This is a genomic window from Clostridium sp. HCS.1 (genome assembly GCF_047900555.1).
In the GTDB taxonomy this organism is placed as follows: domain Bacteria; phylum Bacillota; class Clostridia; order Clostridiales; family Clostridiaceae; genus Clostridium.
On the sequence record NZ_CP170704.1, the window covers coordinates 1,591,675 to 1,610,732 of the forward strand.

Here is a 19,058-nt window from a genome sequence, read left to right on the forward strand (position 1 = left end):
GAAAATAATGGTCAATTAACTTTTTAAAATTTATAAAGCAAAAAAAGTAACTGGATAGTTTTATCCAGTTACTTTTTTATGTATAATATTTTTTTCGAAATGTATTTACAAACATTATATTATATTGTAATATATACTCTATCATACAGTAAAAGTTATTCAGGGGAGAAAAGCATGGAAAATATAAAAAATATTACACCGAGAAAAGGATCTTTTTTAAAATATTTAGGATGGCTAGTGACAGCTTATATTTTAGTTGGAATATTTTTAGTCATTAATAATAGCTTAATATTAGACTTAACATTAAGCTCATCTTATATTGTAGGAGTATTTGTTTTAGTAACAGCAGTATATGCTTTTTTAACATTTAATAAAAAATATGGATTAGTAGCATTACTAGTAGCTGGAGCATATATTATTTATTTAATAGCATTTAGTCCTATATTTAATTATAAAGCTCATAGAGAATTAATTGGAAATGTTCAAGGCGTTGAATTTAGTAATGAAATTCAGCATATAGATTTAAAGCAATTACCTATTATAGATAAAGAAGTTGCATATAAATTAGCAGATAAGAAATTAGGGGAGATACCTAGTTTAGGTAGTCAGGTAACTATTGGAGATTTAACATTACAAAGTATAAAAGGACAACTTTATTATGTTGCACCTTTAGAACATTCATCATTATTTAAGTGGTTTACCAATAGAAAAGGAACAACAGGATACATAAAGGTAAGTGCTACAAATGAAAGTGATGTTCAGTTAGTTACAGAAGTAAATGGAAAAGATATTAAGATAAAATATTTAGATTCAGCTTATCTTTTTAGTAATTTAAGAAGAGCAGCTTATTTTAGAGATATGAAAGCTGGTCATACTGATTTTACCTTTGAACTAGATGATGAAGGAAATCCATATTGGATTATTACAAGGTATGATAATGCTATTGGAATAACAGAAGAAAAGGCTATAGGAGTGTTAGTATTAAATGCTGAAACTGGTGATTCTGAAATTTATGATATAGAAGATGCACCAAGCTGGATAGATAGAATACAACCTAAAAAATATATAAGAAATTATATAGACAAATGGGGAGAGCTTGTTCATGGAATATTTAATTTCAGTGATAAGGATAAATTAACCTCTACAGATGGAATGAATTTAATTTTTAATAACAATGAATGTTATTATTATACTGGAGTAACATCAGTAGGAAATGATGAAGGTTTAGTAGGCTTTATGTTAACAAATACAAGAACTGGGGAAACAAGCTTATATAAAACATCAGGTGCAACAGAAACAGCTAGTATGAAATCAGCAGAAGGTAAGGTTCAACAATATGGATATAAAGCAACTTTACCATATTTAATAAATATACAAAATGAACCAACATATTTTATGACCTTAAAGGACTCTAATGGACTAGTTAAACAATATGCTATGGTAAATGTTAAAAATTACAATATAGTTGGAGTTGGAGATACATTACAATCAACTTTAAATAAATATTTAGAGGGATTAACTAATACTAATATTTCTCTTGAAGGTAGTAACAGTGAAGAAATATTAGAAGGAGAAATTGAGAGAATTGGATTAGTGGTTAAAGATGGAACTAGTATATATGATATAAAAATAAAAGGAAATAATAATATATTTTCAGTTTCAACGGAAACATCTAGAGAAGTAGCATTAAGCTCTATAGGTGATAAAATTAAGATAAAATATATAAAAGTTGGAGATGGAAAATATATATTAACAAATTCCTTTGAAAACTTAAGTATAAATAATAAATAGTAGAGCCTTTTAGGATTAAAAAATAATGAGGAAATATCTATTGTGCAATAGTATATTTCCTCATTATTTTTTTGGAATAAATCTATTATATAAATCATAAAATGTGTAGAACATAATAAGATTTATATAGAGGTGAAAAATGAAAACAAAAATAGATATTTTTTCAGGATTTTTAGGAGCGGGAAAAACATTTCTTATTAAAAAACTTATTAATGAGGGTGCCTATAATGAAAATATTGCTATTATAGAAAATGAATTTGGAGAAGTAAGTATAGATGCATTGATTTTAAGAGATTCTAACATAAAAGTTAAGGAGATAAATTCAGGATGTATTTGCTGTGAAGTTACTGGAGATTTTAAGGAAGCTATTTTAGAAGTTATTAATAAATATAATCCATCAAGAATAATTATAGAGCCATCTGGAGTTGCAAAGCTTACAGATATAATTAAAATTTTTAAAGAATCAAAGCTAAGAGATAAAGTAGAAATAGATAATATAATTACTGTTATAGATCCTGAAAAATTTGATATGTATTTTAAAAATTTTAAGGATTTCTATGAAGATCAAATTTTAAATACAAAAAAAATAGTTTTAAGTAGAACTCAAAATATAAAAAGTAATGATTTAGATAATATAATTACAAAAATTAAAAGGGTTAATAAAAGGGCAGTAATAATAAGTTATGACTGGCAAAAAATAAAAGGAATTGATATTTTAGATAAGATAGAATTTAATTCTTTAAATATAAATGAATATAAAGGCATAAAGCCAAGGTTAAAAACTATAGAAACTTCTAAAGCTAAGGATGTTTTTGAAAGCTTTGCAATTTATCCAAGTTGTAATTATTCAAAGCTAGAATTAATATCAAAGTTTAAGTTTATTTCTAGTTCTAGGAGCTTTGGAGATGTAATAAGGGCAAAGGGAATAATTAGGTTAAAGGATGATACTTTTGGTCAATTTGATTTTGTAAAGGATGAGTTTGAAATTAGAAAAATAAATAACAGCATCTCTAGTGTTATTTCATTTATAGGTGTAAATCTAAATAAAAAAGAAATAGAAAAGCTATTTCTTTGAGGTAATAAATGAAGGCTAAACTTGAAATTGTAAGTGGTTTTTTAGGCTCAGGAAAAACATCCTTTATTAATGCTTATCTAAATACTGAAATTTGCTTAGAAAAAGATATATTAATAATTCTCTTAGAAGAAGGCATTAAAGGTATTAATAGTAATTCAAAAAAAATACAAGTTATATACTTAGAAAAAATAGAGTATTTAAAAGATCTATTACTTAAAGAAATAGCAAAAAAACAATATTCTAGAGTAATAGTAGAATTTAATGGAACAATGAATTTAAGTATAATAGGTAAAGTTTTTGAAGATAAAGAAATAAGAAAGAAGCTTAATTTCTATGGAAATTATTATATTGGTAACAGCAAAAATTTAAAGGTTTATCTTAAAAATTTGGGAGAAATTATAATACCTTTTATTCAATCTAGCAAACTTATTATTTTAAATAATTTATCAGTAATACCTTCAAAGGAACAAAAAGAATTAATTAAGTATATTGGAGAGATAAATAAAACTGCACCTATATTATTTTCAAAATCCTTAGATACTTTAGAAGAGGAAGTAATATCATCTAAATATTTTAAAGAAGGAGCTTCAATAAAAAAAATAAAATCTATGATTTATAAAAGGGAGGTAGTGAAATGATAAAATGGGCCAATGTATTTATAAGTATGATATTAGAAGCACTACCTTTTATATTGATTGGATCTATAGCTTCTTCTGTTATTCAAATATATGTATCTGAAGATATAGTAAAAAGAATTCTTCCTAAAAGTAGAATTATATCAATAATTTTTGCAGCTTTTATGGGACTTTTTATTCCAATTTGCGAATGTGCTATAGTTCCTATAACTAGAAGCTTAATGAAAAAAGGTATTCCTATTGCAGTTGCTGTTGTTTTTATGCTTACGGTTCCAATAGTGAATCCAGTGGTTATAGCTTCAACTTTTTATGCTTTTAAGGATATAAATATAGTATTAATAAGAGTATTTGGTGGAATTACTTGTGCCATAATAATAGGACTATTAGTTGAAATATTTACTAATAGAAATGAACAAGTTATTAAAAGTACAAGTGAATATGAAAATATATGTGATTGTGGATGTGAAACAATAGATTATTTTTATAATAAATCGAAGCTTAGATTATGTTTAGAGCATGCTAATAAAGAATTTTTAAATATATTAAGATACTACATATTTGGATCATTTTTATCTAGTTTGTTTGTTGTAATAGTTAAGGAAGATTTTATAGAACAATACTCAAAAGGTATAATCTTACCTATAGTTATAATGATGCTATTAGCCTTTTTACTATCCTTATGTTCAGAAGCCGATGCTTTTATAGCTAAGGGGTTTTTAGAATATTTTGGAATTCCTGCTGTATCAGCCTTTTTAGTATTAGGACCTATGTTAGATTTGAAAAACGCTATTATTATATCATCATATTTTAAAAAGTCCTTTACAGTAAAAATAATTACTCTAATAGTATTAATTGTACTAGCTTTCTCAATAAGCTTAAGTTTTATATTTTAGGAGGTTAGTATGAGAAGATTTAATGTAGAAGAATTTATTTGGTTACTGATATTAATTTTATTAACAACTTATATAGGTTATTTAATGTTATCTGGAGAAGTTTACAATTATTTAAGCGTAAAAACTGCAAAAAATTTATATATAGTTATTGTTATTTTACCTATACTTATTATTGTTCAAGCTATGAAGGTAGTAAGCTTTAATTCAAGAGTAGATACTTCATTAAAATTTATGCCAATAATATTTACTCTAATTATAGGTGTTTTACTCTTATTAAGAGGGTATATGTATAAGGACAGTAATAACAACTTAACAAGTTTTAATAATATATTTGCTAAAGATGCTATAGAAATTAATCATGAAACTCATCATATTTTAGAAGATTTAGAAGGTGATGGAGAAGAATACTTAAATAAATATATTATTTTTACAGGCTTTGTTTATAAGTATGAAGGAGAAAAATTTATTTTAGGTAGAGAGGAAATGAATTGCTGTGCAGCAGATTCATATATTATAGGAGTTAAAACCTTGGCAAAAGATAAATTTAAAGAGGGGCAGTGGATAAAGGTATTAGGTAAAATATCCTTTGATGGTGAATACTACTTAGAAGTAGATGAATATATAAAAATTAATCCACCAAGTAATATATATTTTTAATTTTTCTATGGAAATTAAAAAGGTTAACCTTTAAATAATTATTACATTTTATAGAGAAAGAGATAAATATTATATCATAGCTACTTAGAGTGACTATTAAGTAGCGAAGAATATAATATTTATCTCTTATTTAAATTAGGCTCAACATGAATAATTAAATCTACTTTTTTATTAAGCTTAGTATTTAATGTACTTTCAATTTCATGGACAAGAGTATGGGCTTCATCCACATTTAAATTTGAATCTACTTTTATATGCATATCTAAAAAAATATAATCATCATAACCTCTAGATCTTATATTATGAACATCTTCAATAGCTTTAAATTCTTTAAGAATATTAGTTATTATCTCCTCTTCTATCATAACTTTATCTGTTAATGATGAAATATTATCTTTTATTATTTCATAGGCTGCATGTAAAATGAAAAATGATACTATAAATGAGGCTAATACGTCTATTATTGTTGGAAGGCCAAGTTTTACTGTAATAAGTGCAATTAATACTCCTATAGAAACAAAAATATCACTCTTAGTATGAAGGGAATCTGCTATTAAAAGATTACTATTAAGTTTATGACCTTGATTATTTTCATATATTGCAACAAATATATTAATCACTAAGGTTATTAATATTATGATTAAACTTTCAATGGTAATATTCATAACAGATGGAACAAATAACTTGATTATTGAAGTTTTAATAACATTGAAACCTAATATAAGTAACATTAATCCAATAATAATGCTTGCTATAGTTTCAAATTTTTTATGTCCATAAGGATGCTCTGTATCTTTAGGCTTTGAAGCTAGGGTAATTCCTATGATTCCTACTATATTTGAAGCACTATCAGAAATAGAATGGAATCCGTCAGCCATAACACTAGAGCTATTAATTGCAAAGCCCACTATGATTTTAGAAATTGCAACAAATAAATTAGCTAATAAAAGAATTGCTAGGATTTTTTTTACTTTTATATAGTTACTTTCGATTTCAATTCCTCCTTTTAAATACTACATTTTATAATATTCTAAGTAGTCTTAAAAGTTGCTATATAGATTTATAGGTATTTATGAAATTCAATTGGATAAACTAATGATGAAATTTATTAAAGGCTGGTGTTTAGTTTTGACAATAATGAATTTTACTTTATTTAATTTTATACTTTATTCTGCAGTAGGTTTCTTTATTGAAGGAGTTTATAGCTATATTATTAATGGGACCTTTAAAAAAGAAGGGTTTTTAAAGGGACCTTATAAGCCAATGTATGGAATAGCTTTTACTATTTTAGTGTTATTAGATTATTATTATAACTTAAGTATTTTAACTAGAGTTATAGTATATTTAATTGTACCAACCTCTATAGAATTTATTAGTGGTTATTTGCTTTTAAAAATATTTAATGAAAGATATTGGGACTATTCAGATTTGAAATTTAATTTTATGGGTTTAATAACTTTGAAATTTACAATTTATTGGGCTGTTCTTTGCTATATTGGCATAAGATTTTTTCAGCCAACTATTAATAATTTTTATGTAAGTTTAGAAAATTTATTTAGAGTATCTAATATTATAATATTATTAATTATGATTATAGATTTTATTTATACTATAAGTCTTAAGATTAATATTAAAAAAACAAGGTTGCTTAATTCATAGTAATTTTATATGATATAGTTAAGAAATTAATTTATAAAAGGAGAATACTATGTCATTTGAATTATTAGATACAAAAGAAACAAAAGCTAATGATGGGAGAAGCTGCATAATATTATGTAATTTTGACTTAAAAGAAGTTAAAACTTTAAGTAATTTAGCAGCTATGCTTGGAATAAGAGATAAGGTTGTAATAAGTTATAAGAATGGAAATACTTTAGTGAAAGATGTTATAAATGGAAACATATTAAATGATGCTGAAGATGGAATAAAAAATAAAGCAATAATTTTTAATAATATTCCAGGGGCTAAAATTGGATTACTTATAAATAATCTAAAGAAGTTTAGACTTAATAATGTTTTAAAGGCTGCAGTTACAGAAACATCTAAGGAGTGGACAGTAGATGTCTTACTAAAGAATTTAGTAGCTGAAAAGATGGCAATGCAATCAGGTAAAGAATACGAACATGAAGAATAAATGTAAAATTAAAAATGTAGAATGTAAAATAAAGGAATAAACTCCTTTAGGAGTTTATAAAAAGATATATTTTTAGTAATTTGGAACAAATTACTTCAATAATTCTACATTTTACATTCTACATTATACATTAGGGGCTACTAATAGTAGCCCCTATATTTCATTCATAACAGCTACAGCTAATAATCTAGGACCAGAATGTATTCCAACAGCAGGAGTAATTGTTCCTTTATAAATAAATGTAGTGTTTTTATGTTTTTGTAGAAGTTCTTTAAGCTTTTCTGCTTCTTCATGCATGGTACCAGTCATTATAATTACTTTACTTTTTCCTTTATCTAATATTTCTGAAGCTAAAGAAGTAAGTTTATTAAAGGCTTGTTTTGATCCCCTTACCTTAGTATAGGTTGTATAAGCTCCATTTTCATCCATAGTGATTATAGGCTTTAAATTTAACATTTCACCAATTCCGCCAGATACCTTTCCAATTCTTCCGCCCTTTATTAAGTATTCTAATGTATCTACTGTAAAGTACATCCATAAATTTTCTCTTAATTTCGGAATCTTATTACAAATGTATTCAAAGCTTTTATTGGCTTCAATCATTTTACCAACTTCTATTACAATTAAGCCTACAGCCATAGATAATATTTTTGTATCAAAAATAAATGTATCAATACTTTTGTAATTCTCACTTGCAAGCCTGAAGCTGTTTATAGTTCCAGATAAACCAGAAGAAACAGGTAAAACAATTGCATGAGTATAGCCTTCTCTAATTAATTCATCATATAAAATAGAAACATCATCAACGGAAGGCATTGAAGTAGTAGGCAGTTCCTTAGGCAATTTAGAATAAACCTCTTCAGGAGTAATAGTAACTCCATCAATATACTCTTTAGTTTTGTATAATATTTTTAAAGAAACAATTTTAACATTGTATTTCTCTACATATTCTTTAGGTAATCCACAAGTACTATCTGTAATTAAAGCAATTTTACTCATAATAACATTCCTTTCTTTTTAAATATATTAATAAGATATCATAAAATACATATAAAGACAATATATAGTTTCCAAAACTATATGATATTTCATTTGTATAATAGTATCAAAAAAGTACCTTATTCAATTAATTTGAATATTGTGATATATTAATAAAAAAGGAAAGGAGTGGTTTAGTGAATTATTTTATACTTTTCTTAGAAGGTATAATCACCTTTATTTCACCTTGTATTTTACCTATGATACCTATATATATATCTTATTTCATGGGAGGAAATGATAATAAAAATAATAACAAAGCTTTACTTAATTCTATAGGTTTTGTTATTGGGTTTTCAGTAATATTTACAATTTTAGGTGCAGCAGCTGGAACCTTTGGAGTTTTTATACAAAAGTATATGAAACTATTTAATATAATAGCAGGTATATTATTAATAGTTTTTGGATTAAATTACATTGGTATATTCAAAATTGCTTTTTTAGAAAAGAGTCTTAAATTAAAGAATAAAACAAATTTAAATAAATTAAATTTAATCTCATCTATATTATTTGGTATGATATTTGCAATAGGATGGACTCCTTGTGTAGGAACTTTTCTAGGGGCTGCTTTAATGATTGCAGCTAATTCACAAGATACCTTAAAAGGGATTTTCATGCTTTTATCTTATAGCTTAGGCCTTGGTATACCATTTATAATTTCAGCTCTATTAATTGAGAATCTTAAAGGCGTTTTTAAATTTATTAAAAGAAATTATAAGATTATAAATACTGTGTCAGGAATATTACTTATAGTAATAGGATTAATGATGATGACTGGTTATTTAAACTTATTATTATCTTGGTTAACATTTAATTAGGAGGTTAAATTTATGAAAGATAAAATGAAAATAGTAGTGTTAATAGTTTCTTTAATATTATTAATAGTTATTGTAAAATTTGGATATGGATACTTATCTGGTGCATATATGCCTAATGATGGTGATTCCTTACAAACAGAAATAAAAGAAGCGAAAGATTTCACTGTATATGATGAAGATGGGAATATAGTTAAATTATCTGATTTTAAGGATAAAAAGCCAGTAGTAGTTAATATCTGGGCTAGTTGGTGTGGACCTTGTCAAGAAGAAATGCCATATTTTGAAGAAGCAATAAAGGAATATGGAGATGATGTAGAAATACTAATGGTTAATTTAACTGATGGAAAAAGAGAGACAAAAGAAAGGGCATTAAAGTTTTTAGAGGATAATAATTTAGAGATGAAGGTTGTATTTGATAAAGAGCTTAGTGCTGCCAATACTTATAATATTATGGGTATTCCTAGAACTATTTTTATAAATAAAGCTGGGGAAATTACTTATGATAGAGAAGGCTTAATAGATAAGAATACACTTTTTGACAATATTAAAAAGATAATAAAATAATTAAATTAAGAGAGGTTGAGGCTACTATTATAGCTTCTCTCTCTATTTTTATAGTAAAATATTTATATAGCAATAAATTAGTGGGGTGAGAGAATGGATAGCAAAAAAGTTCTTAGTTTAATAAAAAGAGAAGAAGGCGTAAAATTAGATTTTAAATTAAAGCTATCCTTAGAGCAGGAGAGTAGCAAAAAGGAGTTAGCAAAGGATGTTTGCGCAATAGCAAATTCAAGGGGGGGAAGAGGTTACATAATAATAGGAATTGAAGATAAGTCAAAAAGGATAGTGGGATTAGAAGATAATGAAGTTATTAATGAAGAGCAAGTTCAACAAATAATTACTTCAAGATGCGAGCCGCCAATTCCAATTTCTGTAGATAATTTATTGATAGAGAATAAAAAAGTTTCTGTTATAACAATATATGATGGAGAACAAAAACCATACCAAGTTAGAGAAAATGGAGCTTTTTATGTTAGAAGAGGTTCAACTACTGACACTATGAGAAAGCAAGAATTATTAGAATCCTTTGAAGAAAATTTAGATTTCTTTATAGAAACTTCTAGAATAGTAAAAAGTAATATAAGCTTTTTAGATGAATCGATATATAAAAATTATTTTAAAAATAAAGGTATTGAAATAAATGAAGAAAATAAAAAATTTTTACTTGAAACTTCAAGAATTATATCAAGGGATAAGGAAAGTGGAGAATTTTATTGTACCTTAGGAGGATTATTAATATTTTCAAATGTTAATAGTCTTTGGTTACCGCATAATATTATAAGAATTAATAATAAGCTAAATCCTGCTAAGGATGAAGTTATAATAGTTCAAGGTAATGTATTAAATATGATTGATAAAGCTATTAGAGAAGTTTTAGATATTTTACCAAAGGATTATCCTATAAATGCAATAGGTGAAGCAATAAATAATGCAGTACTATATAGAGATTATTCTGCCTTTGATAAGATCATAGATATTTATATAGGAAGCAAAGAAATTATTATAACAAGTCCAGGAGCCATAACTGGAAATAACAGATCAATTAACAACATAAACCAAAGCAAGAGGAATATGTGGCTATATGAAAAGTTAATTACAATAGATAATAATAAGCGATTTTTAAATAATGGCCAAGGTTTTTTAAGAATTAAAAAATCTTTTAATAATAGTCGAAAGGTTAAATTTATTAACTCTATTAAGGATGATTATTTTAAAGTGGTATTACCAGGAACAAAGTTTTCTGAGAAGTAAATATACTAGGTTTGTGATAAAGTCACAAACTTAGTATGTTTATTTCTTTATAATAATAAAGAGGTGATAATATTGAAAAAAATTTACGTTATATTGACTATATTTTTAAGCGTTTTTATAATTTCTGGTTGCGGTACAGCAGTAAAGGATACCAATGTAAATAATGATAAAGGTAGTGTTATTGAAATAACTGCCGAAGAAGCAAAAAAAGAAATGGATAAAGGAAATGTTATAATATTAGATGTTAGAACTAAAGAAGAATATGAAAATGGACATATAGAAAATAGTATACTAATTCCACTAGATGAAATAGAATCAGAAGCAGGAAATATACTTAAGGATAAAGAACAAAAAATACTAGTATATTGTAGAAGCGGGAATAGAAGTAGTACAGCAGCAAATTTATTAGCTAAAATGGGATATAATAACATATATGATTTTGGTGGCATAAAAGATTGGCCATATGAAATTGTTAAGTAATAATTAATTGGTTGAAAATCAATTATACTATGTTATAATAATTATTACTAAATAATAATACATAATTATATAAGTAAGGGAGTTTAGTTATGAATAGTAAAGTGGAATTAGTATTCGAAAATAATGAGTATGTGGTTAAAGTAAATAATTCAATTATAAATAAGGAAAATGATTTAGAAAAAGCATATGAACAATTTAAAAGTGTAATAAGTAATAATAAATCAGCTGAAGCAAAAGCTTGGGATGATATAGTTGAAAAATTTCAAGGCTTAGATAATAAGAATTTAGAAATAAATAATGAATATAGAACAATGACTTATGGGAATATGAAATATTTTTATAATATGGGGAAAGTATTTTATATGGCGAGTGGTCAAATGGTACCTTTAATTGGAGGTTATGGTTTATTTAAATTTACTTTGAATGAAGTTAGTAAAGGCGATTTAGAAAAAGCAAATGAATTTATAGAGTTTTGTAAAGAAGTAATGTTAACAGATGTAAATTATAGAGTTACTGATTCAAGTATAATTGTTTCCAGTGCAAGTTTTAACTATGGTTCAGCAGAATATAATTTCTCAAGTGGAAAAATCAATAAGGGAGCATCTATAACGAAAGGGACTTTTGAAGAGTTTAAGACTTATGTATTAGATATTATTAGAAAGAAATAAGGATAAGTTAAAAAGAATCATTTAAGATGGTTCTTTTTTTATTAATATTTATGCTTTATTATATAATGGTTAAGAAATCTAAGAAAAAAAGAGGTAAAAATGAGTTTAGAAAAGAAACTAACTAGATTAACTATTGGAATATTTATGACTGTTATAATGATAATTAGCATATTTTCATTAGCTATTATAAAGTCTAAAGTATCGGAAACAGTAGGAAAAAGCTTAATAGATATAGCTTTTGTTGTTTCTTCTAATCCTATGATACAAAAAGAACTAGCAGATGGCTCAGATCCAACCCATTATAAGGTACAAAACTTTACAGAAAGAGTAAGACTTAAAACAGGGTTATTATTTATAACAGTTATGAATAATGAAGGAATAAGATACTCACATCCAATTCCAGATAATATAGGTAGAAAATTTTTAGGAGGAGATGAAAAACTAGTATTGACTGAAGGGGAAACCTATGTTTCGGAAGGTGAAGGTCACTTAGGAAAATCTGTGAGAGGCTTTACACCGGTTTATAAAGATGGTGTACAAGTTGGAGCAGTAGCAGTAGGAGTTTTAAAGAGAGATATAAGAAGCGAAGTGGTAGAATTTTTTAATGGTTTAATACCTGTGTTTATGGGAGTTTTAATTATTATTATATTTTTAGCTAAGAAATTAGCAAAAAATATAAAATCAGATATTTATGGATTAGAACCAGAAGAAATAGCAAATGAGCTTAGGGAAAAGGAGTCTATTATTAATAACATTGAAGAAGGACTTATTGCTGTAAATAATTTAGGGGAAATAACTGTAATTAATAGTAAAGCTTATGAAATATTAAAGCTCCATTCTAATAAAATTATTGATGATAAGATAAAGAGCTTGTTAAATGAAGTTATGTATAGAAGAAGTAGAATTTTCAATGAAGAAATTAGACTTAATAATAATGTGATAATTATGGCAAATTTTTACAGCATTATTGGTGAATATGGGAAAATAGTAGGAGCAATAGCTAGTTTTCAGGATTTCACAAAAGTTCATAATATGGCTGCAGAGTTAACTGGTGTAAAGGAATTAACTTGGAATTTAAGAGCTCAAAATCATGAGTTTATGAATAAATTACATACAATTGCTGGTTTAATTCAATTAGATGAAAGCGATAAGGCTTTAGAATATATTTTTGAAACAACCGAGAATAGAGGAGCAATAACTGATTCTTTGAAGAAGATAAGAGAAGCATCAATACAAGGTTTAATCTTTTCAAAATATAATAAAGCCGATGAACTTAAGATAAAGTTTGAAGTAGATGAAAACTCAAATTTAAAAGAAATACCTAAAAATATTGTGATACAAGATGTGTTGACTATTGTAGGAAACTTGTTAGAAAATTCTATAGAAGAATTGAAGGGAAGAGATGATGGATATATATACATAGGTATCTTCCAAGAGGAAAAAATAAACATTATAGTAAAAAATAATGGAAATAAAATTGATGATAAACTAAAAGAAAAAATATTTTTAAGGGGATTTAGCACAAAAGGAAGTTTTAGAGGATTAGGATTGTATAATGTGAATAGTATAATAAATTCATTAAATGGAGATTTGAAATTAACATCAGATGAATTGACAATATGGGAGGTAAAGATTTAATGAATATAATTAATGTTTTTATTGTGGAAGATGACCCAATGGTTAAAGAAATTAACAAAAGATTTTTAGAAAAAATAGGTAGTTTTAAGGTGATAGATGATGCCAGTTCTATAAAAGAAGCTAAAATTAAATTAAGAAAGTGTAAGGCTAATTTAGTATTATTAGATGTGTTTTTACCTGATGGTAAAGGCATAGAGTTGTTGAAATGGATTAGATTAGAAGAAATAAATTTAGATACAATATTAATTACAGCAGATAAGTGTAAAGCCTCTGTAGATGATGCTTTTAAATATGGAGCTATAGATTATTTAATAAAACCATTCAAATTTGAAAGGTTTAAAGAATCATTAATTAATTATAAGAATAGGTTTTTAGAGTTAAATAATGTTGAAGATATAAATCAAGAACATATAGATCAATATATAGTAAATATAAATGTAGAACAAGAAGAAAAAGAACTTTGTAAGGGATTAAATATAAAAACTTATAATAAGATAATAGAATTTATGAAATTAAAAAAAAATGATAAGTTAACAGCTGAAGAAATAGCTAATGGATGTGGACTTGCAAGAGTTACAGCAAGAAGATACTTAGAAAAAATGGTAGAAGAAAGCAAAGTTGAAATGTATCAGGAGTATGGGAAAATAGGAAGGCCAACTAATTATTATAAAGTAAAATAAAAAGACCAAAAAGACCAAAATAAACAATAAGACCACAATATTGATTGATTATTAATTAACAAATATACTAAAGCTGTAAAAAAACTAAAAAACAAGGGGAGAAATACTAAATGAAAAAGAAAGCTTTAGCATTAGTAATGTCAGCTTTAATTTTAGTTCCTACAGCATTAGTTGGGTGTGGTTCTAAGAAAGAAACTGCTGATATAGTTATTATAGGAGCAGGTGGAGCAGGACTATCAGCAGCTGTACAAGCTAAACAAGAAGGCGTAGAAAATGTAATTCTTTTAGAAAAAATGCCTATGGTAGGTGGTAACACTAATAGAGCTACTGGTGGGTTAAATGCAGCAGAAACAGAGCAACAAAAAAACAAGAACATAGAAGATTCTATAGAAACAATGTATAATGACACTATGAAGGGTGGATATAATAAAAATAACCCTGAATTAGTAGAAAAATTAACAAATGAAGCAAAGGATTCAGTAGCATGGTTAACTGAACTTGGAGCTGACCTTTCAGATGTAGGTAAGATGGCTGGATCAACAAATTACAGAACACATAGACCTACTGGTGGTGCAGCAGTAGGTGCTCACTTAGTTGATACTTTAAAGACAGCGGCTGAAAATGAAAAAGTAGATTTAAGACTTTGGAACGAAGCTAAGGAAATAATACTAGATAAAGATGGTAATGTTTCAGGAATAAAGGCAACTAATAAAGAAGGTAAAGAATATACTATTAACACAAAAGCAGTAGTTATAGCTGCTGGAGGATTCTCAGCTAATCAAGAAATGGTTGTTAGCTACAAAGAAGAATTAAAAGGATTTGCTACTACTAATCACAGCGGAGCTACTGGAGATGGAATAGTTTTAGCAGAAAAACTTGGAGCAGATTTAGTTGATATTGAAGAAATTCAAACTCATCCAACAGTTGTTCCAGAAAAAGCTGTAATGGTTACTGAAGCTGTAAGAGGAAATGGTGCTATCCTTATTAATAAAGATGGTAAGAGATTTACTAATGAATTATTAACTAGAGATGTAGTTTCCAAAGCAATATTAGAACAAAAGGATGGAGTTGCTTATCTTTTCTTTGATGAAGGATTAAGAAAGAGCTTAAAGGCTACTGAAGAATACTTCAATATGGGATTAGTAACAGAAGCAGATTCAGTAGAAGAATTAGCAGAAAAATTATCAATAGATAAAGATACTATGGTAGAAAGTATAAATAAATATAACGATGCAGTAGCAGCAAATAAAGATTCAGAGTTTAATAGAGAAGATCTTCCAAGACAATTAAATGAAGGTAAGGTGTATGCTATTCCTGTAACACCAGCAGTTCACCACACTATGGGTGGATTAAAAATTAATACTAATGCTGAAGTTGTTAATACAGATGGAAATATAATTCAAGGATTATTCGCTGCAGGAGAAGTTACTGGTGGAATCCATGGAGGAAATAGATTAGGTGGTAATGCTTTAGCTGATATAGTTACTTTTGGTAGAACAGCTGGAAAAAATGCAGCAGCATTCATAAAATAACTTAATTTATATGTAGGAGGAATAATCATGAAAAAGTTAATAGCAATTATAGGAGCTATTTCAATATCAGCTTCATTGTTAGTAGGCTGTGGTGGCGGAAAATATACTGATGGAACATACCAAGGAGAAGGACAAGGAGCATCAGGTGTAATTAAAGTAGAAGTAGTAGTTTCAAAAGGTAAGATTTCTGAAGTTAAACTTGTTGAGCATAATGAAACTAAAACATTAGTTGAAGGTGTTCAAGATAATTTAGTTCCAGAAATAATAGAAAAGCAAGGAACTGAGGGAGTTGAAGCAATATCAGGGGCAACAAACTCTTCAAAGGGAGTAATAGATGCTGTAAATAGTGCTTTAACAGCAGCAACAAAATAATATCAAAGGGTAAATATATAATAAGACAGGTAGTTTATAAAATAAACTATCTGTCTATTTTTTATGAGAAATTAATAAAATTGATAATGATTACTATAATATTTTCAATATAAAGACGGTTTAATTAATACAATGTAAAATTTTAGTAAAATATTGAAGGCGTTTTAGTATATATAATATAATATGTATATAATTATTATCGTGTATATAGGGAGTGTATATTTATGAATGATGGATATGAGAGCTTTGAGTCTGACTTTAATATTTTTAACAATAAAATGTCATTATTAATTGATTCCAGAAATAAAGAAGAAATAATAAAGGTTATTAAGGCAAAGCATTCTTCAGAAATTTATGATGAGGTGGATAAAGAACATAAAATGGACGACCTTATTATATGGAATGCAATTTATACAAGAGAAATAATAAGAAATGGAATTGCAAAGAAATATTTACATCCAATTTATAATAAATTTTATAGAAGAATTAAAGAGGCAAGTTCTATATATATAATGCAAGAAATAGAATTAGATATGATAAACGAATATATGGAATTACTAATTAATGATACAGAAATTACAGATAGTTTCACAGTTAATAAGCTTCTGCAAGCCCTTCATTTAAATATTGAAAATCACATATCCCTAGAAGAAATATGTAAAACTTTAAATATTTCAGTTGGGTATGCATCAACATGTTTTAAAAAATATAAAGGGATATCCATAATGAAATATTTAAGAGAAATAAAAATTGAAAGAGCCAAAATTTTATTATTAAGTACTGAAAAAAGTATCTTGGAAATAAGTATTTTGTTAGGATTTCATGATCAAAGCCACTTTACCAATACCTTTAAAAAGCTAGTAGGAGTTTCTCCACTTAAATATAGGAATAAAAATTATTCAATATAAGTGTAATTTTATTGATAAAGTGCTAAATAAATACTATAATTTAATATAAACAAATATAAGGGGGCAAAAACATGTCAGATAATTGGAGTTTAAAAGAACTTTATCCCTCATTTACATCTAAAGAATTTCTTGAAGATTTAGATAAGGTGGATAAAAATATTAATGAGTTAAAAGTTTTTTCAGAAAACTTAAATAAAGAAGAGGATACACTAAGAGTTTTAGAGGATATAATTAATAATCTTGAAAATATATATCTTCTTATTAGTAAGGTAGCTTCATTTGCTAGTTTAACTGTTAGTGCTGATTCAAAGAATGTTGAAGGAAGAAAGTATTTAGATGTTATAAATAATAAAAATAGTCTTTTAGCAGAACCTTTAACTAAGATTTATAAATGGATTGCTAGTATAGAAAATATAGATGAAGTAATTAATAAATCAACTTTATTAAAAAATCATGAATTTATAATTAAAGAAATAATCAATAAGAATAAATATATGTTAAGTGATAAAGAAGAAGCTATAATAGCTAAGATGAGAACCACAGGTTCAGATGCTTGGTCAAACTATAAAGATTATTTAATATCAACACATAAGGTAGATATTAATGTAGATGGAAAGGAAGAATCTCTTCCACTAACAGTTGTATTAAATATGGCATATAGCAAGGATCCAGAAGTTAGGAAAAAGGCATACGAAGCAGAAATAAAATCCTATGAAAAAATAGAAGAGGGTGTAGCTGCTGCGTTAAATGGCATTAAGGGAGAAGTAATAACTACTTCAAATCTTAAGGGTTATAAATCACCTCTTCATATGACATTAGAAGAATCTAGAATGGATGAAGATATTTTAAATGCTATGCTTACAGCTATTAAAGAAAGTTTACCAACATTTAGAAAATATTTAAAAAGAAAAGCAGAAATTTTAGGACATAAAAATGGGCTTCCATTTTATGATTTATATGCTCCTGTAATAGAAAAAGAAATGAAATTTACCTTTGAAGAAGGAAAAGCTTTTGTAGAAAAGAATTTTAGAAAGTTTAGTGATAATTTAGCTGACTTTGTTTTAAAGGCTTTTGAAAATAATTGGCTAGATGTTTATCCTAAGGAAGGTAAAGTAGGAGGAGCATTCTGTGCAAGTATTAAAGATATTGGGGAAAGTAGAATATTATTAAACTATGGAAATAGTTTTAGTGATGTTGTAACTATGGCGCATGAACTTGGACATGGATTCCATGGAGAATGCTTAAACAACGAGACTATGCTAAATTCAGAATATCCTATGACTCTTGCGGAAACAGCTTCTAATTTCTGTGAAATAATTATTAAAAAGAGTGCTGTAAAAGAAGCTAGTAAGGAAGAAGCTTTTGCTATTTTAGAAGCTGAAATTTCAGATTGCAATCAAGTTATTGTAGACATATACTCAAGATTCTTATTTGAAAGTGAAGTATTTGAAAAGAGAAAAGAAAGTTCTTTATCAGTAGAGGAAATAAATAATGCTATGCTTAATGCACAAAAAGAAGCTTATGGAGATGGATTAGATAACAATTATCTTCATAAATATATGTGGACTTGGAAACCACATTACTACTATGCAACTGCAAACTTCTATAACTTCCCATATGCCTTTGGAAACTTATTTGCTAAGGGATTATATGCAGAATATTTAAAGAGAGGCCATAGCTTCTGTAAGGAATATGAAGAGTTACTAGCAGTTACAGGTAAGAATATGGTAGCAGATGTAACTAAGATAATGAATATAGATGTTCATGATGTTAACTTCTGGAGAAATTCACTTAAGCTTATTGAAGAAGATATAGAAAAGTTTATAGAATTAAGTTATTAAATAAAGTAATAGAGAATAGTTAATAGTGAAGAGTTAAGGAAAAAACTCCAAGGGAGTTTTTGAAATGTGATTATATAAAATGAGCT

Annotated in this window: 20 protein-coding genes; 18 read left to right on the forward strand and 2 right to left on the reverse strand. The window is 26.5% G+C overall.

What is annotated here, in order from left to right; genetic code table 11:
* Positions 1-174 precede the first annotated feature (174 nt).
* From ACFYH6_RS07595 to ACFYH6_RS07615, 5 genes are all read left to right on the forward strand, one after another.
* The gene (locus ACFYH6_RS07595) at positions 175-1,791 is read left to right on the forward strand and encodes a cell shape-determining protein (protein WP_416180433.1); all 1,617 of its coding nucleotides are present in this window, start codon (positions 175-177) and stop codon (positions 1,789-1,791) included.
* A gap of 139 nt (positions 1,792-1,930) precedes the next feature.
* Positions 1,931-2,866, forward strand: a complete 936-nt coding sequence (locus tag ACFYH6_RS07600; RefSeq protein ID WP_416180434.1) for a CobW family GTP-binding protein — start codon at positions 1,931-1,933, stop codon at positions 2,864-2,866.
* 8 nt (positions 2,867-2,874) lie between these two features.
* Positions 2,875-3,504 carry a GTP-binding protein gene (locus ACFYH6_RS07605; protein WP_316342286.1) on the forward strand — a complete coding sequence of 210 codons (630 nt, stop codon included), beginning with the start codon at positions 2,875-2,877 and terminating at the stop codon, positions 3,502-3,504.
* On the forward strand, positions 3,501-4,394 hold the full coding sequence (locus ACFYH6_RS07610; RefSeq protein WP_316342285.1) for a permease: 894 nt from the start codon (positions 3,501-3,503) through the stop codon (positions 4,392-4,394). The genes ACFYH6_RS07605 and ACFYH6_RS07610 overlap by 4 nt, the downstream gene beginning before the upstream one ends.
* Positions 4,395-4,403: 9 nt before the next feature.
* Positions 4,404-5,051 (forward strand): membrane-spanning protein, encoded by a 648-nt coding sequence (locus ACFYH6_RS07615; RefSeq protein WP_316342284.1) that lies wholly within the window; start codon positions 4,404-4,406, stop codon positions 5,049-5,051.
* A 119-nt stretch (positions 5,052-5,170) separates the two neighbouring features.
* Here ACFYH6_RS07615 and ACFYH6_RS07620 read toward each other — a convergent pair whose 3' ends face one another.
* Complete coding sequence (locus ACFYH6_RS07620; protein WP_416180447.1) at positions 5,171-6,049, reverse strand: cation diffusion facilitator family transporter; 879 nt, start codon at positions 6,047-6,049, stop codon at positions 5,171-5,173.
* 97 nt (positions 6,050-6,146) lie between these two features.
* Here ACFYH6_RS07620 and ACFYH6_RS07625 point away from each other — a divergent pair, with 97 nt between their 5' ends.
* Both ACFYH6_RS07625 and ACFYH6_RS07630 read left to right on the forward strand, forming a co-directional pair.
* On the forward strand, positions 6,147-6,710 hold the full coding sequence (locus tag ACFYH6_RS07625; protein WP_416180435.1) for a putative ABC transporter permease: 564 nt from the start codon (positions 6,147-6,149) through the stop codon (positions 6,708-6,710).
* Positions 6,711-6,759: 49 nt separating this feature from the next.
* Positions 6,760-7,185 (forward strand): DUF3783 domain-containing protein, encoded by a 426-nt coding sequence (locus ACFYH6_RS07630; protein WP_316342282.1) that lies wholly within the window; start codon positions 6,760-6,762, stop codon positions 7,183-7,185.
* Between the two features lie 153 nt (positions 7,186-7,338).
* Here the strand turns inward: ACFYH6_RS07630 and ACFYH6_RS07635 are convergent, their stop codons facing one another.
* Positions 7,339-8,184, reverse strand: a complete 846-nt coding sequence (locus ACFYH6_RS07635) for a DegV family protein (RefSeq protein WP_416180436.1) — start codon at positions 8,182-8,184, stop codon at positions 7,339-7,341.
* 176 nt (positions 8,185-8,360) lie between these two features.
* On the opposite strand from ACFYH6_RS07635, the gene ACFYH6_RS07640 reads away from it, so the two are divergent.
* The 11 genes from ACFYH6_RS07640 to ACFYH6_RS07690 all read left to right on the forward strand — a co-directional run bounded on the left by ACFYH6_RS07640 (position 8,361) and on the right by ACFYH6_RS07690 (position 18,972).
* Positions 8,361-9,041 (forward strand): cytochrome c biogenesis CcdA family protein, encoded by a 681-nt coding sequence (locus ACFYH6_RS07640; protein WP_416180437.1) that lies wholly within the window; start codon positions 8,361-8,363, stop codon positions 9,039-9,041.
* A gap of 12 nt (positions 9,042-9,053) precedes the next feature.
* A complete protein-coding gene (locus tag ACFYH6_RS07645; protein WP_416180438.1) occupies positions 9,054-9,605 on the forward strand; it encodes a TlpA family protein disulfide reductase in 552 nt (183 codons plus the stop codon).
* A 93-nt stretch (positions 9,606-9,698) separates the two neighbouring features.
* Positions 9,699-10,853, forward strand: a complete 1,155-nt coding sequence (locus tag ACFYH6_RS07650) for a helix-turn-helix domain-containing protein (protein ID WP_416180439.1) — start codon at positions 9,699-9,701, stop codon at positions 10,851-10,853.
* Positions 10,854-10,916: 63 nt separating this feature from the next.
* Positions 10,917-11,333 (forward strand): rhodanese-like domain-containing protein, encoded by a 417-nt coding sequence (locus tag ACFYH6_RS07655; protein WP_416180440.1) that lies wholly within the window; start codon positions 10,917-10,919, stop codon positions 11,331-11,333.
* Positions 11,334-11,422: 89 nt separating this feature from the next.
* Entirely contained in the window at positions 11,423-12,001 is a 579-nt protein-coding gene (locus ACFYH6_RS07660; RefSeq protein ID WP_416180441.1) for a hypothetical protein, read from the forward strand.
* A 99-nt stretch (positions 12,002-12,100) separates the two neighbouring features.
* Complete coding sequence (locus ACFYH6_RS07665; protein ID WP_416180442.1) at positions 12,101-13,639, forward strand: ATP-binding protein; 1,539 nt, start codon at positions 12,101-12,103, stop codon at positions 13,637-13,639.
* A complete protein-coding gene (locus tag ACFYH6_RS07670) occupies positions 13,639-14,319 on the forward strand; it encodes a response regulator (RefSeq protein WP_316342273.1) in 681 nt (226 codons plus the stop codon). Before ACFYH6_RS07665 ends, ACFYH6_RS07670 begins: the two co-directional genes overlap by 1 nt.
* Positions 14,320-14,429: 110 nt before the next feature.
* The gene (locus tag ACFYH6_RS07675; RefSeq protein WP_316342272.1) at positions 14,430-15,851 is read left to right on the forward strand and encodes a flavocytochrome c; all 1,422 of its coding nucleotides are present in this window, start codon (positions 14,430-14,432) and stop codon (positions 15,849-15,851) included.
* A 27-nt stretch (positions 15,852-15,878) separates the two neighbouring features.
* The gene (locus ACFYH6_RS07680) at positions 15,879-16,223 is read left to right on the forward strand and encodes an FMN-binding protein (protein WP_316342271.1); all 345 of its coding nucleotides are present in this window, start codon (positions 15,879-15,881) and stop codon (positions 16,221-16,223) included.
* 224 nt (positions 16,224-16,447) lie between these two features.
* Complete coding sequence (locus ACFYH6_RS07685; protein ID WP_316342270.1) at positions 16,448-17,131, forward strand: AraC family transcriptional regulator; 684 nt, start codon at positions 16,448-16,450, stop codon at positions 17,129-17,131.
* A gap of 71 nt (positions 17,132-17,202) precedes the next feature.
* Positions 17,203-18,972, forward strand: coding sequence for a M3 family oligoendopeptidase (locus tag ACFYH6_RS07690; RefSeq protein ID WP_416180443.1), 1,770 nt, complete (start codon positions 17,203-17,205; stop codon positions 18,970-18,972).
* Positions 18,973-19,058: the final 86 nt, after the last annotated feature.